The following is a 13,066-nucleotide window of genomic DNA, read 5'->3' as shown; positions in this document are numbered from 1 at the left end:
CAGAATGACTCGCGCGTCAGCGCGTCAATTGCGGCGCCCGGTCGGGGGCAAGGCGGCCCGGTTTCCAGAAGTAGTCCTGGCCATATTCGCGCGACCAGTATTTCTGCTGGCGCTTGAAAGCGTCGGCCGCCTCGGGGTCGGCCAGCCACTGCAGCTGATCGAGCACCGTGCGCTCGAAACCGAGCTTGAGATACCAGAGATTGCCGCCCGGAATGAGTCCCTTGGAAAAACGGATGAGCTCGCGGCCGAAATGGGTCTTGTCGTCGCTCGCCAGCTGCACGGCATTGCCGGCCGTCAGGTTCCGGAAGTCGTTGGCCTTGCCGAACAGCGGACCGCCGAGCGTCGTCATCAGGCCGCCGCCATAGCGGTTCAATTCGGCAAACATGAAGTCGCCATAGATGCCGAGGCCGCCGCCCTGCAGCATCGCGGCGGTCCAGAATTTCGGGTCTTGCATGTCGCGCGGATCGCGGCCGGCGGCGATCTGTTTCAGCTGCAGCGCCAGGCCAGCCACAAGCGTGGTCGAAAACAGCACCGAACCGGCATAGGCCGCGCCCTTCATAACGCCGCGCTGCGCCAACAGCCGGTGGGTGCGCGCGCCATGCAGGAAAATCACCGCAGAACCGAAAGCCTTGAACTGCGCGAACGACCGCAGCACTTCGCCCCAAAGTGTGCCCGGCTGGTTCTGGTCCAGCAGCGCCGACCGGGTGCGGTGCGAAGACGACGGCACGGCATATTCCGTCTCCATCAGGATCATTTCCAGGTAACGCTCGGCTAGGTTTTCATCGACCTTGGCAATCTCGGCCGGGCGCAACATTGCGGCCCCGTCGCGGCGGTGCAGCGAGGCCTTTCTGATCAGCTCCCAATCGCGTTGCGAGATCCCGTAGCGGGTCAGCGTGTTTTTCAGTGCGTCGGGCATTGCGGCGAATGCGAGGTCGGTGCGCTTGCCGAATTCCACCTGCATGGCGAGCCCGAAGGCATGCCGTCCGGCCTGTGTCCAGGGCGTGAGCCCGGAATAGGTCAGCACGCGATCGGCGAGATAATTGGGCCATTCCGGGCCCTCAAGCGTGCCGACATAGCGCGCCTGCGCCTGAAACACGTGCGCGGCCGCGTCGAGGATCAGCCCGGCTTCCACCGCCTCGCGCCGGGTCGCGGTTCGAAAGGCGCTAAAGAGGTCGCCGGCGGCATGGTGGGCGGGAAGCCCCGCGAAAGATCGTGCGGCCATGCCGTAACCGATGTCCGAGATTGCGGAAATCGCCGCCTGGCCGAGCATGCCGGCGGTCAGCCAGGCACGAGCCGCGCCGAGCGCATTGGCGGCTTTCGAGTTGACCGGCGTATTCAGCTGGCCGCGCACCGAGCTCCAGACGGTCGAAAGGCGCTTCACCTTGCCGCGCGCCCGGTCGATCGGGTCGCCCTTGCCGCCAAATCGCGCCGGCTTGCCGGCAGCTTTCAGCTGCGCCTCGCGCATGACGAACTGTTTGACAAATTCAATCATGGCGTCCGGGTTCGGCCCGAGGATCTCCATCGCGCCGATGTCGCGGCTCATCACGTTGAGATAACCCATCATCGCGGCGAAAGGATCCGCGCCGCCGAAATCGCGCTGATAACCAAGCCAGTCGTCGGCCGACTTGAAAACCAATACGCGGTGCTCGGCATGCTGGTTGGCCAGTGCGCCGGTGCCGAAGCGCTGCAGCGTGGGTTTGCGGTCAATCCAGCCATCGGTGACGATGCGGTCATAGATGGCGTCAAGCATGCGCTCCAGCTCGGCCGCGCCGATACGCCCGCCGGTGAGCGGGTGTTGCATGCGGGTCAGGTCGAGCTTCGGCCTGATGGCCTCTTTCCAGACCTCGCGGCCGGCAGCTTTCAGCGCTCGTGCGTCGTGGTGTTGCGGCAGGCCCCAATCGTCCAGCCTGCCGATCGCGCCCCCTGCCTTGTTGAAGCGCTGACGCAGCCATTCCGCGGTTTCGCGCCAGGTGGTCGCCAGACCCTTGGCCGCAAGGTCGCCGGTGTCTTCGCCGAAGGCCTCGCGCACGACATTGCCCAGCTGGCCGGCGTTCCACCTGGTCTTGTCGCCGCCAAATGCGCCGCGCCGGAAATGGTGCAGCGCCTCCGCCATCTTCGCGTGCGCCTGGCCCAGAATGGCCTTGCTGCGGCCGGCAACGGAGGAAAAGCCGGCCGTGCCGAAATTCTCCAGCAGGTCCAGCGCGGCGTTGCCGACATCGTTTTCGCCCTTGGCGTTTTTCCAGTTGCCGAGGTCGATGGAAATGCGTTTCACGGCGCGGATCGAAAGCGCCGCCTTGCGCTTTTCGTGCTCGGCCTCGGCTTTCAGCAGCTCGGCCAGCAACCGCTTGGCTTCGGCGTCGGCCGTTGCTTCGGAGCCGGCGGCGGCTGTTGCGCGCAGTTCGTCATAGCGGGCGCGCAGCGTGTCGGCCGTCTCCTGGTCGATTTCCTCGGCCGCGACGGCGATGCGCAGGCATTCATCGAATTGGGCGCTCATTTGCTGCGTCCTTGGAAAATATTTCTACTGCGACGGCTCCTCGAGGAGCCTAAATTGGAAAATGATTTTCTAATTCCGGCCATCATACCCTGCAGGCCTCCACAAGAGCGGCCATGCCCTGCCGGTGGCGGATGGCGTCGGAGATATCCGCTACGCTGCGATCGCCATCATCCCAGGGCACGATCATTGCGGGGTCCGCGTCCCCGAGTTCGTCGATTACGTCGCGCGCCGGCAAGCGAATGCTCGTCTCGACGCCTTCGCCACTAGTCGGATTGAAACGGCCGCCGAAACGCGCGCCACCGACACGTTCGCCGACAATCCGCTCGGCATCGGGGAAGAACTCGCGCGCCTGACGGATCATCTGGCGCACCGCGCGCGGGCCGATGGTGTTGAAGGCGGCCGCGCTGACATTGTCGTTTGTCCACATGCGCGTGATACGCAGATCGGTTCCTTCGGCCTTCACTGCGACATTACCCAGTGGCACGCCGCCACGGCTGAAGCTGAACACGGTCTCTCCCTTTTCGGCCGACTGCTGCACGGCATCCTCCGGCGCAAGGCGCTCAAGCTCGATCGCCTGCAGGAACTCAGGGTCAGGCTTGCCCGGCTCAAGCGGATTTTCGGCCGCCTCCGGCGGCGGGCCGCGATTCGCGGAAGCTTCGGCCAGATCCTCGTCGGACCAGCCGGGCAGCGGGTCGGCGCGGGTGCCAGGTGCTGCGCCGGCCCTGCGATCGCCATCGAGCTCGGCCCGCACGAGCACGCGCTCGAGCGCGTCGCCGGGCTCCAGCCCGTCATCGAGCGAAAGCCGCGCCGCCGCTTCAAGAACGCTGTCGGGCATGGCAGGCCCGGCAATGCGCGCAATGTCGAACACTTTTGCCTCAAGGCCCGCCAGTTGCGCCTCGGCGCCGGCGGGGACTCCCGAGCCTGCCGAGGGGCGCGTTGCTCCGCGCAGCTCCGCGTCCAGTGTGTCGATCAGGTCGTTCACGGTCGATTTTGCCACAGCTTCGGCCGGCGTGCCGTACAGGTGGTCGAAAAAGCCGGCCTCGGCCGCCGCCTCGCGCGCCATGTCCAGCGTTTCGCCATTGCGGCGCACCAGCCGCCCGCGAAACACTTCCGTTGCGCCGATCTGGCGCAATTCGCCCGACTGATCCTGAATGCCGCCGCGTTTGGCCAGAAATCGGGCCAGGACGCGCGTTTCGGCATCGGCCTGGGTGACGGTCTCACCGGCGATCGCCCGCGCTACACGCTCAACCTGCAAGGCGTCAGGCGCGAAGCCCGGCCATGCTTCGGCGTCCCGGCCGGCAATCAGGCGATCGGCGGCGGCAACATTCAGGTCGTGCCGCGCCGCCTCGGTCGCAGCCGGCCGCTGCGCGTCGGCATGGGCAAGCTTCTCTCCGGCGTCGATCGCACCGCGCGCCTCGGCCGTCATTGCGGGCCGTATCTCCGCAAGGCTCTGCCGCGCCGCAAGCCCGTCGCCGGCGGCGATCGCGCGCACCGGAGCCGGCAAATCCTCGCGCGCGGCCATTTCCCGAAACACCTGCGCTGCCTGCGTGCGGCCAACATTGCGCGCCAGCCCTTCGGCGATGCCCTGGCCGCCGGCGCCGAACACGCCGCCGAACGCGCCGGCGAAGGCAACGTTGCGCAACGCTTCATCGAAACCGGCGGGCAGCCCGAGCCGTCCGCGCCATTCCTGCACTGCCGGCTGTATCGCAGCTTCCGTGCCGGCATTGATCACCGCTTCGCGGCCGGCCGTGGCGAGGATGCGTCCGGCAACCGTGCGCGCGGCACCTGGTCCGCCGCCGGCGGCGAGCGACATCAGAGTTATCGGGTCGGCCAGCGCGCCCGTTGCGCCGCCACCCAGCATTGCGGCCCATTTCGCAATGCCGCCGCGTGAGGCGAATAGTCGGCCGAGCCTTTCATCGGCCGCGCGCGCCATGTTGGCGGCCTCCCCCTCGACCGAGCGCATCATGCGGGCGGCCACCATGCGGTCGGGAATGCGCGAAACGGCTTCGGCGAGCCCGGTGTCGAACTCATCGGCGCGGCGCTCCAGCACGGCGGCGAAATCTTCCGGGTCGGGTTGCGGATTGCCCGATATCAGATTGGCGGTGTAGGCCTCGCGCTGGCGCCGGAAATCCTCATAGGCGGTCAGAACCGGGTTATTAAGCTTGATGCCGGTGGCGCCGTGCAGCTCCGAAATGCGTTCGTCATAGGCGCGGGTCAGCGCCTCATGGGCGGCATTGGCGTTTTCGACCAGAAGCAGGCTTTCGCGCTGGGCGTTCCAGATTTCGCCCAGACCGCCGATGCCGCCGGCAAAGCTGCGCTGCGTCGGCCGCGTCGGCTGCTCAAGAATGACCGTCAAGGGCTGGACCTCCAGCCGAGGAAGGACCAGCCGCCATTGCCCCGGATATCCTCAAGGGCGTTGAGGTCGAGTGTCCAGAAATCGCCATCTGCGCCGACCACCCATTGCGGATCGAAGCCCAGCGGATCGCCCAGCGCGACACGGTAACGGCCGTCGCCGGCACTGGAGAGGAAGGCACGACGTATGTCTGCGGCCGTCACCTCGATGTCATTGGCGCTGGCGATCGGCGGCAGTTGCGCGAGCTGGTCATCGGTCAAGCCTGAAATCAGGCGTTGCGGCGTCTCGATGTCCATGCCGGCCGGCGCAACAATGGTGAGGCCGTTCACTTCCGCAAGGCCGCCGGTCTGCCGTCCCGCATGGAAGCGCGCGCCGAGCGCGCGGTTGAGTGCGCGGTGCCAGGCGGCCGCCGCCGGCGTGCCTTCCTTGCCGATGTCGTCGGGGTCGAACCCCAGCAGATTGGCCTCGCGCTCGAATACCAGCTGCGCGGTCTGCATGGCCGCCTGGCGCGTGCCGCCGAGGAAGGAAAGCGCGCGCGCGAAGCCGCCGCCGGCGGCGGTCGCGAACTTGTCCGCGTTCGGCATTTTCAGCTTGAACTCGCCCTTTGCCTTGGCGGCCAGCGTTTCGGCGATTTCCTCCATGAAGCCGTCATTGCCGGTGGCCAGCGACACGCCGGCTGCATGCGCCAGCGCCGGTGCTTCGGGTGCGATTTCGGCCAGAGCCGCGCCGGCGTCCGCGCCAAGCGCTTCGCGCATGGCTTTTGCCAGGCGCGGCATTTGGCGCGGGTCTTCCGTCATCATGCGGGCGAGCGCGGTGCGTTCGGTCGGCCGCAAAATTTCGATTGGCCGGCCGTAGGTTTCGGCGACCGCCCGCATTTCGCTCTGGCGGGCCGCCAGGCTCGCCGCCAGTTCCGCATCTTCCCCGTCAAGCGCAAGCGGTGTCAGCTCCAGCCGGCCGGTCGCGATTTCGTAGCCGACAGGATCCTTCGTCACCAGCTCCTGCAGCTCGGCAAGGCGTTCCTCGGCATAGGCGAGCACGGCAATGTCGGCATCGCTGGCGTTCCGGCCAGTGCGTTTGCGCAGCTCCTCGACATATTTTTGCGCCGCCGGCAGCGGCGAATCGCGCAACACTGTTGCCGCCTCCATGACGCGCTGCGCGGTTTCGACAATCTGCGCCCCTTCGGGCGTACCGGCCTGGTCGAGTTTCAGCCGGTTGATTTCCTCCGGGTCGGGATCGAAGCCGGCTTCGATCCGCTTGAGCTGCGCTGCTGCCCGCTGGTTGAGCGCGGCGGCAGCCTTTGTGTCGCGGGTGCGGGCGCCGTCTTCGAGCCGCGACAATTCAGCTTCAAGCAGCGTCCAGCCATCAGCGTCAACGCCGTCCAGCCGCCCTTCGGCAAAGTCGGCTCGCATCGCCTCGCGCATGGCCGCGATATCCTCGGCCGAGCGTTCGCGCGCCTGGCGGGAATAGAAGCTCACTGCAGTGCTCGATCGCGCCTTTGCCTTGGCGTTCGCAGCAGCTTCCGGTGTTAGAATGCCGCGCTCGACCGCACTGTCATAATGCCCGTCGAGCTCGCCCAGCGTGGCCGCCAGCAGCTCGCCGCCGGACGGGTTGTCAGGGTCCAGCCGCTCGATACGCCGCGCAATGTCGGTGGAAAGCGTGTCCGTGCGTTCGATGAAAGCGGCCCGGTCTTCCGCTTCAAGGCGTTTCTGCAGCTTGCCCCTGGCCTGCTCCATATAGCGATTGGCGAGCTGGCCGTATCGCACCTCGAAATCGGCGGCGATTTCGTCAATGACGTGATCCTTGAACAGTTCCGATTTAAGCGCGCCCAGCGCACGCTCCAGCGTTGCCGGATCGTCGGAATAGAGGTCATAGACCTGGCTGGTGGTCGAAAGCACTTCGGTGTCGAGCACCTGCAGGTATCGCCTGGCGCCAGCTTCGTTGTAGGACCGCGCGGCCAGGGTGTCGCCGGTCATGGGCACGAAACCGCCGCCGGATACGGCAAACCGCACATCACCGCCGCCGGCCGAACCGACACCGTTTTCGATATCGTTGACGATCTGCGCCATGTCGGCGCGCGATACGTTTTTGAAACCTTCCCACTCGCTGCGCAGCGCGGCGATCTTGCCGTCCATGGTGGAAGCACTTGCAACACGGGCGCGCGCGAGGTGTGCGGCAATGGCGTCCTGCGCGCCTTTGTCGAAAGGCGCATTCGGGTCCAGGCCCATTTTGCCGACAGTCGTGCGCAGTGTCGTGCCGACGATCTGATGCCGCCCCATGGGAGTGGCAACGCGGCCGATCTGACCTTTCACGCTCTGCGCATATTCGCCGCCGGGGTTGGCAAATGCCATTGCCTGGCCGATCGTCATCTGCGACACGCGGGTACCGGCAAAGCGTCCGCCTGCGCGCTGGGCATGACCGAACAGCGTGTCATAGTCGCCGCCGCCCTCGGAGCGGTCAACGGCGTCCAGGAACGATTGCGGCAAGGCGCTTGAGGTCTGGATTTGACTTGCAGCCCGCGCGCCGCCGGCCGGCGACGACGGTCTTGGCCCCTGCGGCCGGCGTCCCTGCTTGATCGCGATGTCAGGCGCACCAGACACGCCGGCGCGCTCGCCCGCCTGGGTGAAACGCCGCTGCACCTGATCATCGGCCACGGCGCCGGCTTCGGCGGCAAGGCGGAAGAACCCCTGCGCCACCTGCTCCAGCAGCTCGCCCCCCGGCCGGTGAACGGCCAGCAGCCCCTCCGACAAAATGGGGTCGGCGCGGAAGGGACGGTAGGAAACCGGCTCGCGGCGGTAGTTTGCCATCGCCTATGCTCCCCGCCTGATCAGCGACGAAAAGCCGCCAATTCCTTGCGAGAGACCCTTGAAAAGCCCGAGCGTGCGCGTGCGCTTCGCGGCCGTGCGATAGTTTGCCGCCCGCTCCATAAGCCGCGATGAGCTGATCTGTTCCGTTCCGGTTGCCGATGTCAGGCCCAGATCAGCTTCGCGATAAGCGTCTTTCCGCGCTTGCGCTGCCGTGCCGAATGTGAGGTCGAGCCCCGACGCGGCATAGGCAACGTCCTGTGCGCCGATGGCGTCAACCAGCGCGCGCTTTATTGAGCTGCGCCGCTCGATGCCCTGCACTGTCTCGATTGCCTGTTCGCGATCCGCGTCGTCGGCAGCGAGTTCCTGGGTCTCCGCTTCGGCATTGGCCGCGCTGATTGAGGCGACGACGCCGGCGACGGTCGCCACCCCCTGGAGTATGGATGCCAGCGAAATGCCGGAGCTCGCGACGGTTGTCGCCGTCGTCGCGGCGCCTGCAACGCCGGCCGCCGCCGCCGCGCCTTTGCCGATACCAAGAAGTGCGCCAATGCCGGTAAAGAGCGTAGCCATTAGAGTTTTGCTCCCAGGGAAATGTCGCGGATGCGCAGAGCGCCTGGCCGCAATTGGGTGATGACCGCCGTTGTTCCTTCGGTTGCGCCGGCAATCCCGGTGACAGTCAGCAGCTCCGTGCGCGCCGGCGGCGGCGCGTCGTCTGCGTCTCCGAAACGGGTAAGGTCCACTTCAAGCGGCGATTCCCCGTTTGCGCCGATTGCAATCGAGGATGTGCCGATCAGGTTTGCATGCACCGTATGTATGCGCCCCGGCCGCCAGACCACCTCGTCATTCGAGTTTACGAAAACCATCGGCATGCTTTGGAAGAGTGGCGCCCGCCACCGGCCGATTGTGGCTTCCGAAAAACTGTCGCCGAGATTGAGCGCACCGGCCGACACGGTGAACGGGCCGACAACGAAGCCATCGGCGATCGCCCAGACTTCCGCGTCGTCTTCGTATGGAAGCCCGGTCACGGCGCCCGCCAGGTCCGGCGTTGCCTCGACCGCATCCTGCAGCCACTGCGCGGTGTCGTAGCGCTCGATCGAATAGGCGCCGCTGCGCTCGATCGCCAGCCATAGGCTGTTCTTGTTGTCCACCAGGATTTCACGCACCTGGCCACCGCTGGCGGCAATCCATTCGCAGAAGCCGAGAATTTCCTGGCTTTTGATGAACTGCCCCGCAACGAGCCGGCCGTCAGACCGCATCAGCCAGCCTTTCGCCGCGTCCAGATCGGTCTCCGGGCGCTGCCGTGAAGCACGAATCACCTTGTCGACAAGGTGTGTCGAAAGCAGCGATACCGGGTTGGCGACATAGCGCGTGTCGGCCGAAAGATTGTCCGGCACGATTTCCAGAAGCTGCTTGCCGCCCTCCGAATAATCGGCCAGGCCGTTGGGGTTGATGGCGATGAAATAGTCAACGCCCTCCAGATCGAACGGGCGGCAATTGGGCTGGATGCCGATTTCGGACGCCTTGACGAAATTGGGCGGTGAATTTCGCGAGATTGTACGGTTGGAATTGAAGTATGCCGCCTTGTTGCTGAAAGCCAGCAGATAGGTCGATTCCTTCACCGCTAGAACGGTCTCCGCCGTCTGGCTGCGCAGCTTGTCGAACCTGGCTGCGTTGTCGCCCTGCGCCTGCAGGTTGAAGGTGAAATATTCGCCGCTTTCCGAAAAGCCGATGGCACCGGGAACCGCCGGATTACGGACATGCAGCATGCGGTCCTGCGCCAGCTCCGCAAATCCCGGCCAGCCTCGCGAGGATGACCAGACCGGCTCGAAATCGGTTTCGCCGATTGCCGTGTGATAAGGCAGCGCCGAAGCGTCCGACGTGTTGGTCACAGTCGCGGAGAACTGGTATTCGACACCCGAAAGCGCGCCGCCGAAGGTGACGACCAGCTTGAAGCTGGCAGAGCTGCCCACATCGACATAACCAACCGTCACGCCGGCGCCGAGCGACGGCAGGTCTTCCAGCGCATCCTCCAGAGCTGCAGCCCACGCATTGCGATCGCCGGATGACGTAGTGCTGATGTCTGCCGGTGACCCGCCGGATTGTACCGGAATGGCCGGCGTCGTCTCGCCGTTCACCGTCAGCGCAAGGAAAACCTGTGGTGTGCCCGTCCATCGAACGAAGATTTCCCAAACGTCGTTTGTCTTGGAATACGAGCCACCGAGGTCTGCCAGCGGCAATGCTGCATAGGGCCACAAATCGACGCGCCAGTTTGCGTGCAATCCGACGGTCGGCAGAAAAAGCCGGATCGTTTCGAGTGAGCCGTGAAAGACGCCGATCGTTCGCGCTTCTGCGTAGAAATCGAGATCGGGCAACATGGCTTCCGTCACGTCCGGCAGCCATGCGGCGCCGCAATGCCCGCCATCGTTGAAGAAGTCGGCCACGCCCTCGGTGATAAAGCAGCGATATTCGGTGCCGTCGTCGCTTGCCAGTGCAACGGCGCGCGGCGCGAGCGGCGTGCCATCTTCATAATAGGCGGCGACACTTGCGATCCCGATCGTCGAGGAAGTCGAGAATGTAGCCCTGATGCGCAGGCTCGTTGCGGTTTGCTGTCCGCCTGGCGCAAACGCCGCGAGCCGGGTTGCTGCGCTCCCGTCAACCGAGAGATTGCCGCCAACCTGCACCCACTCGCCCGAAACAAAGGCTTCGACAATGAATGTCACATTGCCGGCCGACCAGGTGATTCCTGAAATCAGCACGGCCGCGACGGTTCCGGCAACTGTGCCGGTCCACACCGTCTGCGTTCCGGTGTGCGGGCCGGCATCGAGCGACGGCGATGTTATGGCGCGCGAGACGAGCGGACGCCGCCACTTGCCGACGCGCCAGGAACCGCCCATTTGGCGGAAACCGCCCTGCGGTACCGGCTCGATGTTCTTGAATGCCAGACCGGCCGAATAATACTGCTTGATATCGACCCGACCGGCGGCGTCTTGCGAGAACTCGCCGGCGTTGGCGGAGCGAAAGGGAGTTGTTGGGCGCGCGACCACGCTGTCAATACCTTCCGTGCCAGGCGCCGCCGCTGCGGCCGCCCGAAAGCGTGCTGGCATCGGTGGGCGTGGCGAGCGGCCCGGCTGCGCGATGCTGCGCGATCAGGCGGCCGAAAGCGCCGCCGGCACCGCCCTCCATGCGTTTTCCGAACGCAAGCTCCTCCTTTTCGCGGGCAAGCTCGATGTCCTGCAGCAGCGGCACAGAAAGATAGGAAGCCAGCGCGATCGCAAAGCAGTCGGCAAACTGCCCGTCCCAATATTCGGGGTTAACTTCGACCAGGCAGACAGCCGAAAGGGTCTCCGTGTCGGCAAAAACCGTCTCGCCCTCAATGCGCGTGTCCCGCACCGGGCGGTTGTCGCGTGGATTGCCTTCCAGATATTTGACCGGCGGGCCGAACCGCGGGCGGGGCAGATCGAACCCGTAGCGGTAGCCGGTCACCGGCGTTGCCGACTGGCGGGTGAGCGAATAGGTGCGGCGACAGAAAGGCCAGTCTGTCAGGCCGAAACAGCGCGCAACGGCGCGCGGCCACATCTTGTCGACGATGCCGCCGAGCCGTGTTTCTTCGGTAATGGAGAAATTGGGCGCCTGGCCGAGCTCGACCAGCGACCAATTGACGATTGTGGCCTTGGTGAGTTGATCGTCGGGCATGGCGGCGCGCCTCGCAGGAATGGAACTGGAAAACCGGGCGGCGCGGGGCCGCCCGGCCTTTTTGTGTCAGGCTTAATCGACAGCTGGCGCCGCGATCGTGCCGGCAACGATTGTGACCAGCGCCCATTCGTCGGCGGCGATCTTTTTCAGCATGAAGCTGGTATTCGCCGCCACGGCCGCCTCGGTGTTGTCCGCGTCCACATTGTTAATCTTGGTGTTGGACGCAGCCGGGGTGCGGAACTCGAACGCCGTGCCGCCATTCTTGCCCCAGATTTCCTTGCCGAGCGGAACGTCGGCGATCGGCGGGGCAGTGACGATATGGTTGGCATCGGCGCTGGTGACGCCAACAAAGGTATCGGTCGCGAGGAGCTGGCCGGTAGTCAGGCCGTCGTCCGTAGCAGTGACGGCGCGTACCTCGCCTCCGCCTTCGTCGGTATCACCACGAACGAGAACATTGCCCGATGTGGGCACTGTATCCATGATGATTGTGGTGAACGCCGACGCCCCGCCTGCAGCGGACAGGACGAAAATTACGTCATCGACCTGCAGCTTGTCGCGGGCGTCGTTGAAATAGCCGGCGGCCAGAATGGTCGCGAGGCTGTCGGCGCTGGCATAGGTGTAGAAGTTCACCTTGCTGGCGGCGGCGGTCGAGAGCCCGAAAGGAGCCGATGCCCAGAGCGCCAGGGAACGAAGATTGAGAGACATTTGGTCTTTTCCTCGAATGGGGGACGATTGCCCCGTTTCTGTCAGGGCGGCGGAGACCGCCGCCCTATGGATCGGATGGACGCTCCGCCCTTACGGCGTCACGGCTATGGTCGGCTGGGCCGGACGTGTCGGGGCTGCTATTTTGGACATGCGCAGACGCTTGACGCCGGCGCCCTGGATGCCGATGGCGGCCCCGCCCAGCCCAGCCTTGATCAACCAGGGTGAGCCCTGATACTCGGTGTGCTGGGTCATTGAGGGCGCTTCCTGATTCCACGGCATTTCCGCGCCCATCGACTCCCTGTGCCACATGAAGGCTTCGAGCTTTCCGGTCTCGTACTCGTTGAAGTACTCGTCCGGCCCCTCGATGTAATGGACGCCACGCACCGTTTTCATTCGGGCGCGCTGCGCCTTGGAGAACGGTGCATTTTCGAGACCGACCCACTGCGCATCTGCGAATTCCTTGTAGAAGGCCAGCTGGCTCATCCACATAGCCGGGAACAGGGCGAACACGCTGACTTCGCCGGTGTCGTCTGCGCCGGTCGCCGCGATCTCGGCGCGCGCGCGCTCGGTGTGCAGGATATCGATAACTTCGGTTCCGTCGCCGATATTCGTGACGCCAGAACCGCCGAGATTGGCGAAGGCGGTCAGCGCGTCGATCTTGATCGTGTCGCGTTTGCGGCGAACTGCCTTTACGATGATGTTCGCCAGCGCCTGCTGTTCGTTCGGACCGGCCTTGTAGGCGTCCTGCGTGCGCCACCAGTCGGAAGCTTCGAAATCGTCCATGGTGACCTGGACGGTGCCGAGCGACGGGCCGCCGGTAGGCACTTTTTCGATCGCGCCGGTGAGCTTGTACACTTCCGTGCGGCCGACGGTCGGGAACTTGACGGTGTTGGCCTGGATGTCGCCAGACATCATTGTGCCGTCGAGCAGGCCGCCATGGGCCTGGAAGGCGACGGTCACCTTGTCCTTGATGACTTCGCGATACCAGTTGGCAATGTTCTGTGACATGGGAAAACCCCT

At 65.2% G+C, this 13,066-nt stretch carries 8 protein-coding genes; all 8 read right to left on the bottom strand.

Going from position 1 to position 13,066, the window contains the following annotated elements; translation table 11 throughout:
* Positions 1-16: 16 nt before the first annotated feature.
* The 8 genes from EP165_RS15115 to EP165_RS15080 all read right to left on the bottom strand — a co-directional run bounded on the left by EP165_RS15115 (position 17) and on the right by EP165_RS15080 (position 13,054).
* Complete coding sequence (locus tag EP165_RS15115) at positions 17-2,494, bottom strand: hypothetical protein (protein WP_127523670.1); 2,478 nt, start codon at positions 2,492-2,494, stop codon at positions 17-19.
* Between the two features lie 82 nt (positions 2,495-2,576).
* On the bottom strand, positions 2,577-4,850 hold the full coding sequence (locus tag EP165_RS15110) for a hypothetical protein (RefSeq protein WP_127523669.1): 2,274 nt from the start codon (positions 4,848-4,850) through the stop codon (positions 2,577-2,579).
* Positions 4,847-7,651 carry a hypothetical protein gene (locus tag EP165_RS15105; protein ID WP_127523668.1) on the bottom strand — a complete coding sequence of 935 codons (2,805 nt, stop codon included), beginning with the start codon at positions 7,649-7,651 and terminating at the stop codon, positions 4,847-4,849. The genes EP165_RS15110 and EP165_RS15105 overlap by 4 nt, the downstream gene beginning before the upstream one ends.
* A 3-nt stretch (positions 7,652-7,654) precedes the next feature.
* Positions 7,655-8,218 (bottom strand): hypothetical protein, encoded by a 564-nt coding sequence (locus EP165_RS15100; protein WP_127523667.1) that lies wholly within the window; start codon positions 8,216-8,218, stop codon positions 7,655-7,657.
* The gene (locus EP165_RS15095; protein ID WP_127523666.1) at positions 8,218-10,692 is read right to left on the bottom strand and encodes a phage tail protein; all 2,475 of its coding nucleotides are present in this window, start codon (positions 10,690-10,692) and stop codon (positions 8,218-8,220) included. Before EP165_RS15095 ends, EP165_RS15100 begins: the two co-directional genes overlap by 1 nt.
* Positions 10,693-10,696: 4 nt before the next feature.
* The gene (locus tag EP165_RS15090; RefSeq protein ID WP_127523665.1) at positions 10,697-11,341 is read right to left on the bottom strand and encodes a hypothetical protein; all 645 of its coding nucleotides are present in this window, start codon (positions 11,339-11,341) and stop codon (positions 10,697-10,699) included.
* A 72-nt stretch (positions 11,342-11,413) separates the two neighbouring features.
* Positions 11,414-12,046 carry a hypothetical protein gene (locus EP165_RS15085; RefSeq protein ID WP_127523664.1) on the bottom strand — a complete coding sequence of 211 codons (633 nt, stop codon included), beginning with the start codon at positions 12,044-12,046 and terminating at the stop codon, positions 11,414-11,416.
* A 90-nt stretch (positions 12,047-12,136) separates the two neighbouring features.
* Positions 12,137-13,054 (bottom strand): phage capsid protein, encoded by a 918-nt coding sequence (locus tag EP165_RS15080; protein WP_127523663.1) that lies wholly within the window; start codon positions 13,052-13,054, stop codon positions 12,137-12,139.
* Between the last annotated feature and the right edge of the window lie 12 nt (positions 13,055-13,066).

It is taken from the genome of Mesorhizobium sp. Z1-4, assembly GCF_004000235.1.
Classification (GTDB): Bacteria; Pseudomonadota; Alphaproteobacteria; order Rhizobiales; family Rhizobiaceae; genus RCIO01.
Note: the sequence above shows the minus strand (reverse complement) of the source record. Positions and strands in the feature narration are given on the sequence as shown.

Excerpts from the sequence above, each read along its gene's own strand:
- EP165_RS15115 (WP_127523670.1), bottom strand. The coding sequence starts at position 2,494 with ATGAGCGCCCAATTCGATGAATGCCTGCGCATCGCCGTCGCGGCCGAG.
- EP165_RS15105 (WP_127523668.1), bottom strand. The coding sequence starts at position 7,651 with ATGGCAAACTACCGCCGCGAGCCGGTTTCCTACCGTCCCTTCCGCGCC.
- EP165_RS15100 (WP_127523667.1), bottom strand. The coding sequence starts at position 8,218 with ATGGCTACGCTCTTTACCGGCATTGGCGCACTTCTTGGTATCGGCAAA.
- EP165_RS15090 (WP_127523665.1), bottom strand. The coding sequence starts at position 11,341 with ATGCCCGACGATCAACTCACCAAGGCCACAATCGTCAATTGGTCGCTG.
- EP165_RS15085 (WP_127523664.1), bottom strand. The coding sequence starts at position 12,046 with ATGTCTCTCAATCTTCGTTCCCTGGCGCTCTGGGCATCGGCTCCTTTC.
- EP165_RS15080 (WP_127523663.1), bottom strand. The coding sequence starts at position 13,054 with ATGTCACAGAACATTGCCAACTGGTATCGCGAAGTCATCAAGGACAAG.